A 19,396-nucleotide genomic window follows, 5' to 3' on the forward strand; every position below is an offset into this window, starting at 1 on the left:
CGGTTACAACTCCATGTGACGCACGGAACGCGGAGCTGCCGTGGACGAGCGTTCCACCAATTCGTAAGCGGATTCCATCGCATTATCCACTTTCTCGCCGTCTATCATTTTGAGGAGCATTGGCACCGCTTTGGCACCCAACTTAGGAATGTCTCTCCACAAAGCCGTAATGGATGGCGTAGTTGCGGTGCAGGCAAAGGAGTCATCCCACGAAATAATGGACAGATCCTCCGGCACGCTCATGTCCTGCTCTTGAGCCACATGCAAACCCTCGATAGCCATGACGTCGTTGTCGTACACAATAGCCGTCGGTGGATTATCAAATACCAACAGTCGGTTCGTGCAATCACGCCCCTGCTCCGGCGAGTAATCTGTGTGCAAATTATCGCAACGCATGCCTAAAGCCGTGGCCTCTTCCGTAAAGGCACGGTCACGGATAAAGGTGTGTGCATATCTCTCAGGACCGCCTACATGGGCGATATGCGTATGGCCCAGTTCATGCAAATAATCGATGATTTTGCGCGCGCCATCGGTGTCATCGCTGGTCATGGAAGTGAGCCCTTTTGTCACCGATGGATCGGCGATAACGAGCACAGGCACTTCCGGATGCTGCTTATACAAATCAATGCGCGGATCGCCTATTTCCACATTAAACACAATCATGGCGTCCACACTGCCGGCGGCAATCCAATTGCGGTGGATGCGTAAAGCCGCATTTGCATCCGGCACCACGCGCAACAGCATGGAATAATCTTGCTTTTCCAGCTCCTCCCCGAGACCGGAGATGAGTTCCATAAAGTAGGACTCCACGGCAAACACCTTCGGAGCGGATACGATTACCAAACCGATGGTGCGTGTGCTGGCGTCCGAGAGAGCCTTGGCAGCACTGTTCGGCTTCCACCCCATGGATTCCGCCACTTTCAGCACCTTATCGCGCGTGTTTTCGGACACACCTGGTTTCCCATTCAGCGCATACGATACTGCACTATTGGACACGCCTGCTGCTCGTGCAACATCGGAAATCGTCACTTTTGCTTTGGCTACCATGGTCTTCCCCAACACTTCTCTGTATTCGCTCTAGCATTCTATCGTTAAGTTCATAGCTTACTTAATAAAAACAAGACTACTCCGCCATGATAATACAAAAATTGGAGTGTCTTAACTGATTAAGCTAAGACACCCCAGAATGTCGAAATTATCGAAACGAATTCATCACGCTTCAGATCATGGGCGCTTTAAATCATTGGCACAGCGCAAGACAGACGGATCGAGGAAGGCTTCAGGCTTTTCCACGCCCTGAGCAGTGATATGCCACTGCACCTCTTCACCGGGCAAAAGCGATAGCATACCACCATCAATGCGAGCTGAGCTATCCACTTTATCCACCATGCAGAAGAGGTCACGCGCATAGTGCTGCGCATGAATGGTGAGCAGATATCCACCCTCTTCGCTCTCAATGCGGGCCGTAACCGGCTGCTTGTCGAGCTTTTGGTCGATAACTTCCGCCGCATTGTACAGTGCACGTGCAAAGTCCTGCACGCCTCCGAGTTCTTGTGCCTGAGGGGTGGCTACGATGATTTCATCGGCGGCATCCTCGCACTGAGATACGGCGTTATCCAGGAAATAGGTAGCGTGGCTAACGCCTTCCATCTCCACATCCACACGCTGCTCGGCGAGTATGGTGCCGTCTAAGCGCATGCGTTGTACGAGCCAACTACCCTTCCATGCTGCCGGCGAATCATTGAGCACCACCAAGGCCAAGGAATCTGCCTGAGGCTTCTTGCCTTCCCAGCTCAAATCCTCCCATGCCTTCTGAGACACGCGTGGCTGGATGGTAGCCAAGCGAGGCGCAAAGAAATCACGGGATGCATGCCAAAGTGGCTTGCGATGACCGTCGTAATCCACGGCCGCCCACGACACCACAGGCCAGTCATCGTTGAGCTGCCAAATCAAAGCGCCAGCATTGATTGGCTCCAGCGAGCGCATATGCTCCACACCGAAGCGCAAAGCCTGTGCCTGCTGCAATTGGCACGCCCAATGCCAATCCTCAATATTGGCCCAATTATCGGTTTCGATAAGCCAGTTACGTGAGCCGTCCGCATTGTAGCTCACATCATCCAAATGCCCAGGAGTTAGATGGGAACGCATACCGCGGGCCAGCTTGTAATTTCCACCGCTGGCCTTTTGATGTACAAGCATTTGCTCACCAAAAGGATCCAAGGTGGCATCGTGTACGACGCGTGTCAGCGTACTCCAAGCTGGCGGTGCTTGATAGCCGAATTCGTCCGCGAAGCGAGGGGTGTACTGCGCATACACGCGGTAATCTTCGCGATTCCAGGCATCCCAGATATGCATCGTGCCATCGGTATCCAGATTTGGCGAGGTGTACTGGGTAAAGCTCATTGGAGAGCTAGGCAGATACACGCGCGTTGGATCGAGTTCTTCGAGCAATTCTGGGATGAGGTCGCTGTAATAGTAATCTCCCCAACCCTTTTCGCCGTAACCATAGGCATTCTTTGGCTGATCATCATCACGCAAAGCCTGCTTAAATCCAAACCATTCAGAGTACGCCACATAGTTTTCGTTGGACCCATTCCATACAACCAAGCTTGGATGTGTGCTTAAACGATTAATTTGCTCGCGTGCCTCAGCTTCGATTTCCGCCACAGTCTGAGGATCTTCCGGATATGCGGCACAGGCGAGCATAAAGTCCTGCCAAACCATAATGCCCAACTCATCAGCCAATTCGTAGAAATCCTCGGATTCGTAAATACTACCGCCCCAGGCGCGCACCATATTTGAGTTCGATTCCACTAGGTCCGCGAAGCGCTGAGCGTACACGTCGCGCGTGGCACGTGTCATAAAGGCATCCACCGGCACGAAGTTGTAGCCACGCGCATGCACAGGTACATTATTGACATAAATCTGGAATGGACGGCCCACCTCGTCCGCAGCTGTATCTACGTGTACGGTGCGGAAGCCGACTTTACCGCTCCAGGTAGCGGCACCTTCGGCCACCTCAACGGATACTGCATACAGTGGCTGATCACCGTAACCGATTGGCCACCACTTCTTGACGTTTGGAATGCTCAGCTGCAGTTCCGCTGTGGAGCGTCCGGCCTCGATGACCGTCTCCACCTCATACTGCGCGCCCCCGTCACTAAGCTTCACCCGCACAGGTACGACCTGCTCATGAGCGCGCGCCTGGTCTACAGATGGTACACAGCCTGGGCCCACGCCTTCGCGTTCAATATCCACAGACACATTCAGTACGCCTGTACCATCATCGAGCACATCCACCAGCGGACGCACGGAAACAATGCGTGCTTCGGACCAGGAATCAATGCCGATAGCCTGCCAAATGCCCGCAGCCGCTACATCGATGCCCCAGTCCCAGCCGAATTGATACGATGGCTTACGGATCTGATTAAAGGCATGGTGCTCGGTATGAGGATAGTAGCCTAACGCCTGCTCGCGGCGATTGGTTTCGCGCACAGGAGAGGTGAAGGAGATCTCCAGCACGTTCATGCCTTCGATAAGCAGCGGGCGAATATCCCAGCGGTACGAACGGTGATAGTTATTGGCATGCCCAACCACGGAACCATTTAAGCTCAGCGTTGCTACGGTATCCAAACCATAAGCCACCAAATCATAACGCGTACTGCCATTTGGCTGCCATTCAAATTCGCAGGTATATTGCCAATCGATATCGCCAATCCACTGCTGATGATTTTCATTATCCCCATCAAATGGTTCATCGATGAGTCCGGCATTGTGTAAGTCTAATGTTACTTCACCAGGGACTGTTGCTGGAATGCCTTGAGAAAGGGCATCTCTCACTTCAGATGGTGCAGCTTGAGGATTGAGTGCACGCACCGTCCAGCCTTGATGAAGGGCCGCAAAGGTGTCCGATACTGTAGTCATGTGTTACTCCTCGAGAGTAAGTGAGCGGTGTGCTGCCATCGTTGGCTCGGTCCACCACTCTTTCGTTTGAGTTTGTTCTGTCATGGATTTTGCGGTTCACAGTATGGAGGGAACCATGAACCGCAAAGTTTTCTTTATTCCTTAACCGCTCCAGCTGCAATGCCGTTGTAAATCTGCTTCTGGAAGATGAGGAAGAGGATAAGCATTGGCAGCAAGGTGATGATGACGCCCGCGCAAATCAAATTGTATTTACTGCCCATAGGACCGGTGAAGGAGTACAAAGCAATTGCAATGGTCTTCAGCTTGCTGTCTTGCAAGTACAGGTTTGCTGCGTAGTACTCGTTGTACACGCCCACGCCCTTCAAAATCATGCAGGTGACGATTGCAGGCTTGAGCAAAGGCAGCAGAATCTTCGAATAAATCGTGAAGTACGATGCGCCATCCACGATGGCCGATTCGTCCAAGGACACCGGAATATTTTCAAAGAATTGGATAAACACGTAGATGGAAATAACGTCCGTACCGCACATCATCAGGATGTATCCCCACAAGGTATTGACTGCATTGAGGTGCACCATAATGGCGTACAAGGACACCTGCATAGCAATGCCAGGTAGCAAAGCGGCTAGGGCAAACAAGCCACGAATCAAGGTATTTCCTGGGAAGGTAAAGCGGCTGAGCACATAGGCCAACTGGGTACCAATTAAGGTTGTGACGACCAGTACCACCACCAGTACGATGACGGAATTTGTAAAGGCAAGTCCCATATTGGACGCCTTGAAGGCATCCACATAATTGGCAAAATTAAACCAATTTGCTGGCGCTTCCATCACGGAGGTGGTGCGATACTCACTTTCCGTTTTTGCTGCCGTTACGAAGCAGCTGACGATTGGCAAGAGGAACCAGAATGCGAAGAAGATAAGGCTGAAATACTTCAAGCCTATGAGCAGCGCCCGTCTTGCGTTGTACCAATTGACTTCGTACTTGCCAATGCGCAAGTTATGCCCCTGAGTACTGGAATAGGATGTGACGTTTGCCATTGTTCTCACTAATTCCTCTCTGCTTGTGCAGCTGGGATACGCGACTTCTTCAGGAGATTTAATCCACGCGAGGAGACGCGCGATCCGTTTCTCAACAATGGAGCAGCCTTCACCGATACGCGACGACGCTGACGTGCCACCTTCGCGGCTTTCTTACGTGCTTTGGCTACACCGTCATCTGCATTTCTAAAGACGTATTTGAAGAAGACTTGCTGAAGCAAGGCGCAAATTAAAATAATAATCAGCAATACCACGGCCATAGCAGAAGCCAAACCGACCTTCTGGTTCACGTGTGCCAAACGATCCATGCGTACGAAGTAGGTAGCCGTACCGTTTGCACCCGTGGTAATCACGTATGGGCCTTCAAAGGCAGACAGCGAACCCGTAATGGAAAGAATGATGTTTAGCACGAGAATCGTCTTAATACCTGGAAGGATAATATGACGGAATTGCTGCCACTTGTTGGCACCGTCGATTTCTGCAGCTTCGTACATCGTCTTATCAATGGACATCATAGCGCCGATAAAGAGGATGACATTTTGTCCCAGATAACGCCAAATGGATGCGCCCACCAGCGACCAGTTATTGATGGACTGATCTTTCAGCCAGTACGGTAAATTCGCTAAATCAAAGCCACACCACTGCAATACGCTATCAAATACGAATCCACGGGTGTAAAAGAACTTGAAGATAAAACCGACAGCAATACCGTTAATCAGGTATGGGAAGAAGTAAATACCCTTAAAGGCGTTCCCACCGCGTACCTTAAACGCAAGAATTGTAGACAGATACAGCGCCAATGCCACCTGAATCAATGCACCGATCATGTAGTACACGCTGAGTTTCAAGGACGACAAAGTATCTGGACGGGTGAAGACCTGGATGTAATTATCCAAACCCACCCATTTCGGGGTGCCAATGTACTTCATGCGGTAAAAGCTGTAGCCCACCATGCTTCCAAATGGCACATAAGTAAAGATAACAAGAAGTGAAACAGGGATTACACTGAACGCAAAGATGGTAAGCCCTTTTCGCCAGTCACGGCGATATGTATTGAACGGTATTTCACTGCCATCTGTAGCAACTGTTGCCGAAGACATGACAGCCCCCTTTAAAGAATTGAATTGGTCTTCGTTTTTGAATCTGCGAAGATGAAATCTATTGTGTGAGTTCGGTGGCGGCATTCTGCGGATGTCTACGGCCGTACAATGCCACCACCAAGAATTATCTGTGAAAAGTAGGCTTCTGCCTTACTTGGCAACTGTGGTGTACTTGACGTCTACACCTTCACTCTCGAGGGCAGCATTCCACTTGCTATTCCACTCCTGCATAATGTCGTCAAAGCCTTCATCCTTATTGGATGCGTGCTCCACGATGGCCTGAACGCGAGCATCTCCACCGGCGTTGATAGCCAGCTCAGATTCGGAATTCAATGTAGTAAACAAGTCTTCTTCGCCTTCTAAGGATGGCTCATCAATGACAAAGTCCACATTTTCGAAGTCGGAGTAAATTTCTGGAAGCTTGTCATCGCTCTTATCTACAGAAATGCCACCTTCGTTGTAAGCATATCCAGACTTTTCTGTCATCCACTTGACGAAAATCATGGCTGCCTCTTGATGCTCCTTATCGGAATCCTTGTTGATGCCATAGGAGTAGTTTGCTGCGGAGGAGGTGTATTGCTTGCCATTTACGCTAATTGGGAATGGCATATAACCTACGTCATCCGGATTATCGCCGGCACTCTTCATCTGGGAAACAGCCCAAGAACCCAAAGCCATAGTAGCGATGTCGCCGTTATTCATTTTGGTCTTGCTACTCTCCCAATCGGTGGTGGAGAAGTCTTCTTCGGTCAAGCCTTCGCTCACTGCATCGTACAGAATCTTGTATACGTTGTAGGCGTGAGTGCCGTCACCAGGGTCCGAGAACGGATCCTTAGTGTGCTCCAACTCCTGATTCATGTACTTTGCATCACCGGTAGACGTAGCACCAATATAGGAATCCCAAGCGCCCATAGCCCAGCCTGCTGCATAATTGGTGTACAGAGGGATAGCGTTGGTATTGCTCTTGATTGCCTTTAACGCGTTAATGAATTCTTCCGGCGTCTTTGGCAGCTCGGTAATGCCTGCTTCTTGGAAAACCTTCTTGTTGTACACCAAACCCAAAGCATTACCATCACTAGAAATGCCGTAGACCTGACCCTTGTATTCCTTATCGTAAACGTACTTAATTTCCTTATCCATATCGGATGTAGAGCCATAGGACAAGAAGTAATCGCCCATTTCGGACTTATCAACGGCAGGGATCATCATAATATCTCCCCAGTCGCCGCCCTGAAGCCTTGTCAATGCGCTATTTGCATAGTCCGTGCCCGTTTCAACCTGCACTTCGATGTTTGGGTAAAGCTTGTTGAAGTCCTCAATATAAGACTTCCATGTCTTTCCTGGATATGAATCTTGGGCCATATCTGTACGGCCATTGTAAAACTTAATCGTGGTTTTAATATCTGTTCCGGTAGTACCCAAATTGATCTCTGGATAGGTCAAATCTGTACTACTGCTTGAGGACGAGGATCCGCAAGCTGCAAGACTGATTGCGCATACACCGGCCAACGCTGCTGCGATAATCTTCTTGACTGATTTCATCTCTGAACTCCTTCGACTGAATGCTGCTCGAGCGATGAGCTGATATCGTCCGAGCATGTGGCCCTGCGGTTCTACGATGAACTTCTGAGCCGCATATCTAGCAAGTTTTTCCTCGTGTGGAGAGGCTTTCTTGAAGATACGTTTTATCGTAACAGGCTTTTTCCAAAAAATCAACCGGTTAAGTTAAATCGGTCACATTTTTAGAAATTTCACACGGCAAATGCTGACTATATACCGATATTATTTATCGTAAATACCCTTCTATATCCCTTTAATATCAACGTTTACCGTAATTTCCCATGTGAAGTAATACGCTGAGCTCTGGTAAAAGTATGAGTCAAAAAATTACTTAACCGTTTATGTTTATCGGCGTTTCGTATTTCACGCATATGAGGGCAATGCCAGGCACGCAAAAGCTCCGAGTATCTTCTACGACACCCGGAGCTTTTGTGTTAATGGAGAGAGAATGAAGGGCTACTATCCCTTCCTGCGCTTTGACATCAAATCGACGGCAACTGCGCCCAAGAGCACGAGGCCCTTGATGGTCTTCACGATTGCGGTATCCACACCCATAATGGACAGACCCTGGTTAATAACACCCATAACGAATGCACCAACCACAGCGCCCGGAATAGTACCAATACCACCGGTTACAGCAGTACCACCGATGAAGCATGCGGCGATTGCATCCATTTCGAATTCCATACCAGCCTGTGCTGTTGCAGATGCCAAGCGGGACAGCATGCACACTGCTGCAACTGCGGAGAGGAAGCCCATATGAACGAAGAGGAAGAAGTCGACCTTACGATCATCGATACCGGAGAGACGAGCAGCCTTACGGTTGCCGCCAACTGCATAGACGTGACGACCAAATACTGTACGGGTCAAGATGAAGTTGTAGATGACCACAAGCACGCCCACGATAACGAGCATGATAGGAATACCACCGTTTTCGCCACTACCAGAAAGGGAGAGCAGGTAGGTGACGAAGCCGATTGCTACACCAGCCACAATAATCTTGAGCCAAGTCATGCTCATTGGTTCAGGCTCGAGTCCAGAAGCGGCCACCTTTGCACGACTACGGAACTGGAGGAAGACGAACAGAGCGAAGACGAGAGCACCTACGACCAAGGTAAGCAAGGACATATCGCCTACGAAGCCGAGGAAGTTAGGAATGTAGTTACTTGCAATGCCGCGGAAATCGCGAGAAGTAATAGGCACAGATTCACCTACGATAACGGTTGCAAGACCACGGAAGATAAGCATACCTGCCAGTGTGGTAATGAAGCCTGGGATGCGTACATATGCGACCCAGAAGCCGTTCCACACACCGATGACCAAACCGAGAGCAATGCTGACGAGGATGGCCAGCATCCAGTTCACATTGTAGTGCTCCATCAGCAGTGCACAGACACCACCGATAAATGCTACCAAGGAACCCACGGACAAATCGATGTGGGTAGCGATGATAACCATCACCATACCGATTGCAAGAATAATCACGTATGCATTCTGCTGAATCAGCGATACGAAGCTGTTAGGCTTCAGCAAAACGCCGCCTGTTAAGATCTGGAATGCAATAACGATGACTAAGAGAGCGCCAACAATACCGTACTGACGAAGATTTCCGGCAATGGTGGCAAAGAGTGAATTCTCACTCGCATTTTTTGCTGCCTTTTTCGTGACAGAAGTTGTAGGGTTTGCCATTTTAAATCTCTTCCTTTTCCTTTGTCATGCAACGCATGAGATATTCCTGAGTGAATCCTTCTTTGGATACATCTGCAGTAATAACACCTTGATTTACCGTGTAAATGCGGTCGCAAATACCAATCAGCTCTGGAAGCTCCGAAGAAATGACCACAACCGCCTTGCCCGCATCGGCCATGCGATCGATAATTTCATAGATTTCGTATTTTGCGCCCACATCAATACCACGCGTTGGTTCATCAAGAATCAAAATATCTGGGTCAGAAATAACCCACTTAGCAAGCACAACCTTCTGCTGATTTCCACCAGAAAGCGTTCCTACATTGACGTCGATATTTGGACTCTTGATATTAAAGCTCTTGCGGTATTCTTCGACGGCTTTGCGCTCAGCGCTGTCATCCATAATTCCACCCTTGCTCATCTTGTGCAAAGAGGCAAGAGCAGCATTCTCACGAATATTTTGAAGCAGATTCAAACCATAAGACTTACGATCTTCGGTTGCATATGCCATGCCAGCATCAATGGCTTGCTCCACGGTTTTGATATCGGCCTTCTTACCGTGGATATACATATCGCCAGAAATATCCACGCCATACGAGTGCCCGAAAAGACTCATAGCCATTTCTGTACGACCAGCACCCATCAGGCCAGCAAAGCCAACAATTTCACCCTTACGCACGTGGAAGTTCGCATGGTCCACAATGACACGAGTAGCATCCAGTGGCGAGTGTACAGTCCAATTTTCTACACGAAGAATTTCTTCGCCAATCTTTGATTCGTGGGTTGGGTACAAGTTCGTCAGTGGACGACCCACCATCTTACGAATCAATTCATCTTGATCCAATGGTTGCTCTTCGTCGATATACATCACACCCACGGTAGAACCATCGCGGATGATGGTGATGTTATCAGCGATATCAGCAATTTCATTCAATTTGTGTGAAATGATAATACTGGTTACCCCGTGATTATCACGCAAGTCACGGATAAGACCTAGCAAATGAGCAGAATCTTCATCATTCAACGCTGCAGTTGGCTCATCCAAAATCAGAAGCTTTACATCCTTTGTCAGAGCTTTTGCGATTTCAACAAGCTGCTGCTTACCCACACCGATATCCATAATCTTGGTATCTGGATCTTTAGGAAGACCGACACGATCCAAAAGCTTCTGTGCCTTTGCACGGGTCTCTTCCCAATTGATAACACCACCCTTTTGAGTTTCATTACCTAGGAAGATGTTTTCAGCAATGGACAAGAATGGGATTAAAGCAAGCTCCTGGTGAATAATAACGATTCCATCGCTTTCGGAATCATTAATATTCCTGTACTGGCATACTTTACCTTCGAATTCGATATCGCCACTGTAAGTACCGTATGGATATACGCCAGACAGAACGTTCATCAAAGTCGACTTACCTGCACCGTTTTCTCCGCAGATTGCGTGGATTTCGCCACGGTCTACGCTCAAGTTAACGTTTGTCAGAGCCTTGACAGGACCGAATGTCTTGGTGATATCGCGCATACGCAGAATGGTTTCTGCTTCAGCCATGATCACTCCTTTAAGAAAACCGGGCTGTACGCTACCGTACCGTGAACGTACAGCCCGAAATAATATGCGAGGTTTTACGCTAACTACTTAGTCAGCTGATCAAATCTCTCTTGAGTAATGTATCCTGCAGTAACCAAATCGCTGAGGTTATCCTTAGTGATGGATACTGGGTCAAGCAGCTTAGACTGTACGTCGATAACACCGTTGTTGAAGGAACCATTCAGGCCGGAAACTTCCTTGCCTTCTGCGATTTCAATAACCATGTTGTATACAGCATCCGCGAGCTTGTTTACATCCTTGAATACGGTTTCACCCTGGAGGCCCTTAGCAATGTTTGCTACAGCGATTTCCATTGCATCCTGACCGGTCATAACTGGCCATGAATCCGTGCCTGGCTGCATATCTGGACGCTTGGTCTGGATAGCGTTGATAATACCCTGAGTAATACCGTCATATGGGGAAAGAACAGCATCGAGCTTCTCACCGTGTGCATAGGTGGAATCGAGGATAGATTCCATATCAGTCTGAGCCTGTGCGGTCTTCCACGACTGGACAGAAATCTTCTGCCAATCATCTACTGTGGAAGATGCAGTAATGCCACCACCGTGGTTAGATGGAGAAACGAGCACACCCTTCTCAAAGTATGGCTGGAGCAAGTCCCAAGCACCCTTGAAGAAGTACTTTGCGTTGTTATCATCTGGGGAACCGGTGAAGAGTTCAATGTTGAATGGGCCAGTAGCTCCATCTTCTAGCTTCAGCTGGTCGATGATGTACTGAGCTTCCAATACACCTACCTGCTCAAGCTGGAATGTTGCGTAGTAGTCTACAGCCTTCGTGTTCATAATCAGACGGTCGTAAGCGATAACCTTAGCGCCTGCTTCCTGAGCCTTTTCTACTGCAGGTCCTACTGCAGTACCATCCTTAGATGCCACAACCACGATCTTTGCGTTGTTGTTGACCATATTTTCGATATCAGCATTCTGCTGAGCTGGCTTATCATCAGCGAACGAAAGAATTACCTTGTATCCAGCATCTTCGAGCTTGGTCTTCAGGTTGTTTCCATCCTTATTCCAACGCTCCTCAGACTTGGTAGGCATTGAAATACCGATAGTTGCACCCTTTTCAATGCCGCTAGAGCTGCTGGATGAACCGTCACGGCTAGTTGAGCATGCACCCAAACCAACCATCATTGCTGCTGCAGCTGCAAAAGCTACGAGCCTTTTTGTAATCTTCATTTCCTTCTCCTTCGTAGGAATGAGATATGTAGTGAATAGATTTCACCATTGATATCTATCAGCAAGCAAAAGTTTAATTCCTTGAGTTTAAAAAATCAATTCAACACGCATGTTTCCACAATCTTGTGTTTAAATATAAACTCAATTCATAAATTTTGGGCATTTTAATGCAATTAAAGAGTAAGATTATTGAAACAGTGTTGTTCACAGTATTAGGCTTAAAGTCATGGTAAATCAGATTTCGGGTTCTCAGACATCTTTGCGCGAAGCAAATATGGCGCTGCTTTTTGATGCCATCACGAAGTATGGCGCGATGACACAGGTGGAACTTGCCGAAAACACGGGTTTATCTACAGCCACCGTTTCTATCTTGGTGCGTCGCCTTGTCAACGAGGGACTCTTTACCACCAGCGATACGGTACGTTCGGGGCGTCGCGCTACCCTCGTGTCGATTGCACGCAAATTGGGCATTGGTGTGGGGCTCTTTATAGGAATTACCGAACTCGCTATTTGCGTTACCGATTTTTCCCAAAAAATCGCTCGCTTTTCATAGTGTGCCGCTTGCACGGGGGCATAAACCGGATTCTACGTTAATTCAAGCAACTCGATTAATCCATGAAACCATTGAAAAGATTGGTGCTGAGGTGGCAGAAATCGTCGCTATTATGGTGGCTTTATCTACGCCTGTGGATTGGAAACACCAGCAAATTGGCGTACGAGGCATTTTGCGCGGTTGGAACGACGTGGATGTGGTCGCTCAGTTTTCACAGTCCTTCAGCTGTCCTATTTACATCGATAACGACGCTAATGCCGCTGCTATCGCAGAATCCAGGCAGGGTGCGGGCGTGGATATACCGAATTTTTTGTATATCCAAGCCGGTGATGGTGTCGGTTCTGCCTTATTCATCAATAATGCACTCTACCGTGGTTCTATGGGCTTTGCCGGCGAAATTGGACATATCCAAGTGGATCCTTTAGGTGATATTTGTGCCTGCGGAAACCGCGGATGCTTGGATACGGTGGTCAACGAACGCCGACTCACCAGCGTACTGTCCTTTACGCACGGCTCCATCACCTTAGACGATCTCATCCATGGTGCTCTGGAAGGAGACTCCGGTTGCCGACGTGTCGTCTCTGATGCTGCGGTGCGCATCGGCACGGTTATCGCTCAAACGTGTACGGCTATGGATCCTGAATGCATTATTATCGGCGGAAAGCTGAGCAAGGCGCAGGATGTCTTCCTCGAGCCTTTGCAGCAATCCATTCAGCGCCTGCTTTTCCCGGACGCCGTGGCTCCTATTCGCATTATCCCATCCACAATCCCTGACACCAATACAGCACTCGGCGCCGCTTTAGGCAGCATCGAATTGGCTCCGAATCACCAAATCGAGAGCTGATATACTGTAAAAAGTTAATAATAAGGTTGAGGGGCAAAGGTGACTTCACACAATGACAGTGATTGAACATCCAGCATTACTGGAGCTGAGTCATATTTATCTCAGCTTCGGTTATCTCGATATTTTGCATGACATCAACCTGACTATGCACAAACACGAAGTCATTGCCATGGTAGGCGATAATGGCGCAGGCAAATCGACCCTACTCAAAACCATTGCTGGATTGAATATTCCTAATTCCGGCACCATTCGTTTGCGCGGGGAGGAAGTTCACATCCCCAGCATTAAGGCCGCTAATGATTTAGGCATCGCCGCTATTTTCCAAGATTTAAGTTTTTGCACAAATCTTGATATCGCCGCCAATATTTTCCTCGGGCAGGAAATTGCCTCGCGTTTAGGCAATCGCGATGAAAGCCAAATGCACGCGAAAGCACGCCAAATTCTCGCACATTTGACCTCACCTTTGAGCTCATACCGTTCTATGGAAGGCCTGTCTCAAGGTGAGAAGCAGACTGTGGCTATTGCGCGTGCCATGCTGCACGATCCTGAAATCGTGCTGATGGATGAGCCAACGGCTTCTCTATCGGTGATTCAAACAGCGCAAGTCTTGTCCTTTATCAAGGATCTGCGCTCTCGAGGCAAGTCCATTTTGCTTGTGTGCCATAATTTGCCGGACGTATTTGCTGTGGCCGACCGCATAGCCGTAATTCGCCACGGAAAATTGGTGGCTGTGCATCGCACAGAAGAAACCTCATACGAGCAAATTATTGCGGAAATTTCTGGTGCTCGTGCCGTCAACGAGGACTTTATAACGAACGAAGAAACGGTAAACCCGCATAAACTTATCGATAGATACAATTAAACCGTGCCATCACGTTGTGGGCACCGTGTGAGCTTTTTCCAAGGAGTACCTATGAATACAGTAATTATCATCGTTAGCGCCGTCATTGGCCTTGTGGCTGGTCTTCTCTTTGGCGCTTTCCCGCTGCGCACTACTCAGATGACGCGCAAGCAGGAAAGTTACAGCTCTGCCCTCGGTTTTGTCAGCTTAGGTTTAGTACTCGTACTGATTTTAACGGGATTCAATACTGCATCGTATGTGCTGATTTTTGCTTTGATTATAGGCTTTGGAATTGCAAAAATTCCTGTCATTCATCAATGGTTTGTCCGCAATTTCAAGATTTTCAAGCCAAAGAAGGTTGGAAAGAAGAAGTAAAGAATTCGAATTTTCTCTACTCGTTCTCCTCTGAGTCGTCGGCATCGTCGTCATCATCGGCAGAGCGAGTTTTTTTATGCAATTGCCAGCCCTGATAGCCTGTATAGGCCACGACCACGGCGATGCAGACGATAAAGATCCAGCTCGCCCAATTAGTGATGGAGCCGTCATTTATAAAGCTGTAAATGCTTTGAATAAGCCAAATAACGCATGCAATGCAGGTTAAGAAATAAAGTCGCGACTGTGCTGTTTCATTCATGGTTTCTAAGTGTATCAAAGGCACTGGGTATGACATGGTGCGCTTATGAAAGAGCCTTCGTTTTACTCACAATACGAATTGCGTAAAACGAAGGCTCGCATGCGATAATTCGATAAAAGACACTGGTCATGAAACCTTTCCAGTATCTCGAAAATTATCAATACCGTGTGCCGTAGAAAAAATAATCTTTCGTTTGAGAATCATAAAAAATTACCATGAGACTCGTTCCTTTGATGGCTATTTTTTCATATCGAAGCGAAGGAGAATCTATTGTAGCCATTGAGATAGAGAAGGATTTATTGACGTCCTGTATGAGTTGATTTATTCGTGAATCTTGACTTCCAGATAACGGAAGATAATTACTTGTGTTGATTATCCCATTATCTATGGATTCTTGTTTAGAAAGGACACCATAGCATAAATGACCATCCCAATCTGGTTCGGTGTAGAAAGATTCAAGTTTGACTCCGGATGGCATCTGAATACCAAAATTTGTCAGAATATACTGACTTGGTTGATTCTGATACCATATCAAACCATAAATAAAACTAGTTAAACCTATAAAAATGGCGATTATGGTAATAAATGATTTCGTACTTCTTTTCATACATAGGCTCTTAGTAAGTTATCACTACTAAATATGGAGTGAGATACCCCGTACTTTGCATATCATATGCAATATTTACTGCAAGACCCTGGACAGAAGGATAATTATTATCCCTAGCAAAATCATAGGTATCCGTGATTGTAAGCACTCCACGGTAAGTTTTCCATGAGAAAGAATGAATCGCATAGTACAAATCTCTTTGCTCTGTATTGCCAGAATTCGGAAATGCTGAATTTCCTGACGAATTTCTATTTTTTGTACCCATACCAACTACGCAAAAGGCTCATATGCAAATAAACGCATACGAGCCTTACAAGATAGATATTGAGAATCTTTTAAGGAAAGCCTTAATCATCCCCCAATGTGACGTGTATACCACCCACCAAGGAGCTGACGATATTGTAGAGGAAGGCAGAAATCGCTGCCAATACAGTGCCTACAACGATTTCAAACACACTGATAATGGTGAAGATGGAAATCACGCGACTCAGGCTAATAAAGGATGACAAGTCAAATCCACTGGAGTTCAATCCGGCGCTGGACACGATGGATGTCAAAGAATCAAATACGCCAATGGCCTGAAGTACATAGTATAAGAAGATAATAGCAACGAGCTGAATCAAAGCTGCTGCAATCAACAGCATGAAAGAGACCTTGGTGACAGACCATGGATCAATCTGAGTAAGGCTCAGCTTCATACGGCGTGCACGAGGAACGGATTTCTTCTTCTCCGCACGCGTGTGGGAACGATCAGCGTGAGAATGCGAATCCTGTGCGTTATCCGCATCATCGGAGGAGTCAGACATCTGAGCCATTTCCTTGGTTTCTAAATCAGATTCCAGAGCAGAATTGCTGGAAGCAATACGAGCGGCTCTATCCTCATTTTCGGATGGCTGCTGTGAAAGTGGAACTTCCGTGGTCTGAGCATCGTTTACCAATGGCTCTACTGCTTCGGTTTCATCACTCATGTGATTCCCCTTTTTCTTCCCAAATCCAAAACCTGTTTGTGCACACTAGCGATGTACTCTAGTGTACACAAACACATACTGTTTTTTAGATTATCAAATACTGCGCCTACTCAGCAGGTGTATCTGTTTCCGTTACTGCGTCTTCACTAACGGCCGCTGTAACGACTTCTTCCGGAGCAGAGGACTCAGTTGCAGTTGTGGTATCTGCTGTTTCCTGAGAATCGTCCTCAGTTTCCTTCTCCTCGTTACGTGCAATCGACACGATTTCGTCACCCTTATCTGGCTTTGCCAGCGTTACGCCTTGAGTGGTGCGGCCTGTGCGCTTGATTTCGTCTACATTAGAGCGGATAACCTTACCAGACTTCATAATTGCCATGATTTGGTCATCTTCTTCTACCACGACCGCGCCGACCAAAGAACCGCGACCTTCTACGAGGTTGATAGCCTTCACGCCGTAGCCGTTACGACCCTGCAAGCGGTACTCGGACAGGGCTGTACGCTTAGCAAATCCTTCGTTTGTCACCACGAGCAAATCAGAATCGGAGTTTGCTGGCACGACGGCCATGCTTAGCAGATAGTCTTCGCCCTCCGCACCCTTGAACTTCATAGCCTGCACACCGGCGGTTTGACGACCCATTGGACGCAAGGTTTCGTCATCTGCTGCGAACTTCACGGACATGCCACCGTGGGAAACCACGATGATTTCATCATCGCTATTGCACAGTGCTGCGCCGATAAGCTCATCGGATGCTGGCATTTCATTGCCCTCGTCATCGGTGGTAGTCTGGCCTTCCAGCTCCATCAAGCGCACGGCAATCAAGCCACCCTGACGCGTGGAATCATACTCTGGCAAACGCGTTTTCTTGATTTTGCCGCTCTTGGTAGCCAAAACCAAGTATTCAGCCTCATCGTAATCCTTGATGGACAGAATTTGCTGAATCTTCTCCTGAGGTCCTAACTGCAGCAAATTAGCCACGTGCTGGCCCTTGGAATCGCGAGATCCTTCTGGTAGCTCATACCCCTTCAAACGATAGACGCGACCTTCGTTGGTAAAGAAGAGTAACCAATTGTGCGTGGAGGTAGCAAAGAAGTGATCCACCACATCATCCTCACGCAGCTTGGCACCCTTAATGCCTTTGCCACCGCGGTGCTGTGCGCGGTATTCATCTGCCTTCGTGCGCTTGATATAGCCCGAATGCGTGACGGTTACGACCACGTTTTCTTCGGCAATCAGGTCTTCTACATTCATTTCACCGGAGAATGGCAAAATGTGTGTGCGACGCTCATCACCGTACTTGTCGATGATTTCATCCATTTCATCGCCGACAATCTTGCGACGACGCTCTGGCCTTGCCAAAATATCGTTATAATCGGCGATGCGACGCATGAGCTCTTCATGCTCGTCCATGATCTTCTGGCGTTCCAAAGCGGCCAAACGGCGCAGCTGCATAGCCAAAATAGCATCAGCCTGGATTTGATCGACATCCAGTAAGTCCATCAAACCTGTGCGAGCCTGCTCCACATCTGGAGAGCGGCGGATTAAGGCGATAACTTCCTCGATCATATCCAATGCCTTGAGGTAACCCTGCAAGATATGATCGCGGTCTTCTGCTTCGCGCTTCAAATACTCGGTACGGCGGTAAATCACATCCAGCTGGTGATTAATCCAATGGCGGATGAAGGCGTCCAAGCTCAGTGTGCGAGGCACACCATCCACCAATGCCAGCATATTTGCACCGAAGGTTTGCTGAAGCTGCGTGTGCTTGTAGAGATTGTTGAGGACAACCTTTGGCACAGCATCGCGCTTAAGCACGAGTACCAAGCGCTGACCTGTACGACCGGAGGTTTCATCGCGCATATCGGCAATGCCTTGAATCTTGCCATCGCGCACACCTTCACGAATGGAAGAAGCCAGACGATCCGGATTCACCTGATAAGGCAGCTCCGTAACCACGAGGCATAAGCGACCGTGGATTTCCTCAGTATTGACCACCGCACGCATGGTGATGAGACCACGACCGGTGCGATACGCTTGCTCAATGCCGTTATGACCCAAAATGGTGGCACCCGTTGGGAAATCTGGCCCCTTGATGATGGCGATTAGATTGTTGAGCAACTCTTCCTTAGACGCATCTGGATGGTCCAGTGCCCAATGCACACCCTGCGCCACCTCACGCATATTGTGAGGAGGGATATTGGTGGCCATACCCACGGCAATACCGGAGGAACCGTTGACCAAAAGATTTGGGAAACGGCTTGGCAGTACGGTTGGCTCCTGAGTTTTACCATCGTAATTTGGTACGAAATCGACGGTATCCTTGTCGATGTCGCGCACGAGTTCCATGGCCAGTGGCGCCATACGGCACTCGGTATAACGCATGGCTGCTGCAGGATCGTCACCCGGCGAACCGAAGTTTCCCTGTCCGTCCACAAGCATGTAGCGCATGGACCAGCTCTGAGCCATACGCACCAACGTATCGTAAATAGCCGAATCACCGTGAGGATGGTACTTACCCATCACATCACCGACCACGCGGGAGCACTTGTTATAGCCACGATCTGGCCTGTAACCGCCATCGTACATGGCGTAGACCACGCGGCGGTGCACTGGCTTCATACCATCGCGCACATCCGGAAGAGCACGCTCTACGATGACGGATAACGCGTAAGCCAAGTAAGACTCGCGCATTTCCTTCTGCAAATCTGTTCTTTGAACGCGATGCCCCGCCATTAAACCATAATCTTCGTTTGATTCTGGTGTATCTGGGGTTTCATTTTCTGGCGTTAATTCGTCTGCCATTATCTAAACCTTTAGCTACCTTAAATTTCTATTAACCAGCAATTATCTGTTT

General features: G+C 48.3%; 15 protein-coding genes. 4 read left to right on the plus strand and 11 right to left on the minus strand.

Features of this window, described 5'->3' with window-relative positions:
* Positions 1–3: 3 nt before the first annotated feature.
* From D570_RS0102640 to D570_RS0102675, 8 genes are all read right to left on the minus strand, one after another.
* Positions 4–1,047, minus strand: a complete 1,044-nt coding sequence (locus tag D570_RS0102640) for a LacI family DNA-binding transcriptional regulator (protein ID WP_018142853.1) — start codon at positions 1,045–1,047, stop codon at positions 4–6.
* Positions 1,048–1,224: 177 nt separating this feature from the next.
* Positions 1,225–3,924, minus strand: coding sequence for a glycoside hydrolase family 2 protein (locus tag D570_RS0102645; protein ID WP_018142854.1), 2,700 nt, complete (start codon positions 3,922–3,924; stop codon positions 1,225–1,227).
* A gap of 134 nt (positions 3,925–4,058) precedes the next feature.
* The gene (locus D570_RS0102650) at positions 4,059–4,964 is read right to left on the minus strand and encodes a carbohydrate ABC transporter permease (protein WP_018142855.1); all 906 of its coding nucleotides are present in this window, start codon (positions 4,962–4,964) and stop codon (positions 4,059–4,061) included.
* An 8-nt stretch (positions 4,965–4,972) separates the two neighbouring features.
* Positions 4,973–6,064, minus strand: a complete 1,092-nt coding sequence (locus tag D570_RS0102655) for a carbohydrate ABC transporter permease (protein ID WP_018142856.1) — start codon at positions 6,062–6,064, stop codon at positions 4,973–4,975.
* Between the two features lie 150 nt (positions 6,065–6,214).
* Positions 6,215–7,606 (minus strand): ABC transporter substrate-binding protein, encoded by a 1,392-nt coding sequence (locus tag D570_RS0102660; RefSeq protein ID WP_018142857.1) that lies wholly within the window; start codon positions 7,604–7,606, stop codon positions 6,215–6,217.
* Between the two features lie 477 nt (positions 7,607–8,083).
* Entirely contained in the window at positions 8,084–9,313 is a 1,230-nt protein-coding gene (mmsB, locus tag D570_RS0102665) for a multiple monosaccharide ABC transporter permease (RefSeq protein WP_018142858.1), read from the minus strand.
* A 1-nt stretch (position 9,314) separates the two neighbouring features.
* Entirely contained in the window at positions 9,315–10,862 is a 1,548-nt protein-coding gene (mmsA, locus tag D570_RS0102670; RefSeq protein WP_018142859.1) for a multiple monosaccharide ABC transporter ATP-binding protein, read from the minus strand.
* 83 nt (positions 10,863–10,945) lie between these two features.
* Complete coding sequence (locus tag D570_RS0102675; protein WP_018142860.1) at positions 10,946–12,097, minus strand: substrate-binding domain-containing protein; 1,152 nt, start codon at positions 12,095–12,097, stop codon at positions 10,946–10,948.
* A 226-nt stretch (positions 12,098–12,323) separates the two neighbouring features.
* Here D570_RS0102675 and D570_RS09615 point away from each other — a divergent pair, with 226 nt between their 5' ends.
* From D570_RS09615 to D570_RS0102690, 4 genes are read left to right on the plus strand one after another with little or no spacing between them, the layout of a single operon-like run.
* The gene (locus tag D570_RS09615) at positions 12,324–12,650 is read left to right on the plus strand and encodes a helix-turn-helix transcriptional regulator (protein WP_245531847.1); all 327 of its coding nucleotides are present in this window, start codon (positions 12,324–12,326) and stop codon (positions 12,648–12,650) included.
* A 1-nt stretch (position 12,651) separates the two neighbouring features.
* Positions 12,652–13,494, plus strand: a complete 843-nt coding sequence (locus tag D570_RS08865) for an ROK family protein (protein ID WP_245531848.1) — start codon at positions 12,652–12,654, stop codon at positions 13,492–13,494.
* Between the two features lie 52 nt (positions 13,495–13,546).
* Complete coding sequence (locus D570_RS0102685; protein WP_018142861.1) at positions 13,547–14,356, plus strand: ATP-binding cassette domain-containing protein; 810 nt, start codon at positions 13,547–13,549, stop codon at positions 14,354–14,356.
* A 51-nt stretch (positions 14,357–14,407) separates the two neighbouring features.
* Positions 14,408–14,710, plus strand: a complete 303-nt coding sequence (locus D570_RS0102690) for a hypothetical protein (protein ID WP_018142862.1) — start codon at positions 14,408–14,410, stop codon at positions 14,708–14,710.
* 16 nt (positions 14,711–14,726) lie between these two features.
* Here the strand turns inward: D570_RS0102690 and D570_RS0102695 are convergent, their stop codons facing one another.
* The 3 genes from D570_RS0102695 to gyrA all read right to left on the minus strand — a co-directional run bounded on the left by D570_RS0102695 (position 14,727) and on the right by gyrA (position 19,344).
* Positions 14,727–14,969 (minus strand): hypothetical protein, encoded by a 243-nt coding sequence (locus tag D570_RS0102695; protein WP_018142863.1) that lies wholly within the window; start codon positions 14,967–14,969, stop codon positions 14,727–14,729.
* A gap of 954 nt (positions 14,970–15,923) precedes the next feature.
* Positions 15,924–16,544 (minus strand): DUF3566 domain-containing protein, encoded by a 621-nt coding sequence (locus tag D570_RS0102705; RefSeq protein WP_018142865.1) that lies wholly within the window; start codon positions 16,542–16,544, stop codon positions 15,924–15,926.
* A 106-nt stretch (positions 16,545–16,650) separates the two neighbouring features.
* The gene (gyrA, locus tag D570_RS0102710) at positions 16,651–19,344 is read right to left on the minus strand and encodes a DNA gyrase subunit A (RefSeq protein WP_018142866.1); all 2,694 of its coding nucleotides are present in this window, start codon (positions 19,342–19,344) and stop codon (positions 16,651–16,653) included.
* Between the last annotated feature and the right edge of the window lie 52 nt (positions 19,345–19,396).

The sequence above is a fragment of the Alloscardovia criceti DSM 17774 genome (assembly GCF_000376885.1).
Classification (GTDB): Bacteria; Actinomycetota; Actinomycetes; order Actinomycetales; family Bifidobacteriaceae; genus Alloscardovia; species Alloscardovia criceti.

Bases quoted from the DNA above. Each gene is read 5' to 3' on its own strand.
- D570_RS0102660 (WP_018142857.1), bottom strand. From the start codon at position 7,606: ATGAAATCAGTCAAGAAGATTATCGCAGCAGCGTTGGCCGGTGTATGC.
- D570_RS0102655 (WP_018142856.1), bottom strand. From the start codon at position 6,064: ATGTCTTCGGCAACAGTTGCTACAGATGGCAGTGAAATACCGTTCAAT.
- D570_RS0102695 (WP_018142863.1), bottom strand. From the start codon at position 14,969: ATGAATGAAACAGCACAGTCGCGACTTTATTTCTTAACCTGCATTGCA.
- D570_RS0102640 (WP_018142853.1), bottom strand. From the start codon at position 1,047: ATGGTAGCCAAAGCAAAAGTGACGATTTCCGATGTTGCACGAGCAGCA.
- D570_RS0102685 (WP_018142861.1), top strand. From the start codon at position 13,547: ATGACAGTGATTGAACATCCAGCATTACTGGAGCTGAGTCATATTTAT.
- D570_RS09615 (WP_245531847.1), top strand. From the start codon at position 12,324: ATGGTAAATCAGATTTCGGGTTCTCAGACATCTTTGCGCGAAGCAAAT.
- gyrA (WP_018142866.1), bottom strand. From the start codon at position 19,344: ATGGCAGACGAATTAACGCCAGAAAATGAAACCCCAGATACACCAGAA.
- D570_RS0102645 (WP_018142854.1), bottom strand. From the start codon at position 3,924: ATGACTACAGTATCGGACACCTTTGCGGCCCTTCATCAAGGCTGGACG.
- D570_RS0102675 (WP_018142860.1), bottom strand. From the start codon at position 12,097: ATGAAGATTACAAAAAGGCTCGTAGCTTTTGCAGCTGCAGCAGCAATG.
- D570_RS0102650 (WP_018142855.1), bottom strand. From the start codon at position 4,964: ATGGCAAACGTCACATCCTATTCCAGTACTCAGGGGCATAACTTGCGC.
- mmsA (WP_018142859.1), bottom strand. From the start codon at position 10,862: ATGGCTGAAGCAGAAACCATTCTGCGTATGCGCGATATCACCAAGACA.
- mmsB (WP_018142858.1), bottom strand. From the start codon at position 9,313: ATGGCAAACCCTACAACTTCTGTCACGAAAAAGGCAGCAAAAAATGCG.
- D570_RS0102705 (WP_018142865.1), bottom strand. From the start codon at position 16,544: ATGAGTGATGAAACCGAAGCAGTAGAGCCATTGGTAAACGATGCTCAG.
- D570_RS0102690 (WP_018142862.1), top strand. From the start codon at position 14,408: ATGAATACAGTAATTATCATCGTTAGCGCCGTCATTGGCCTTGTGGCT.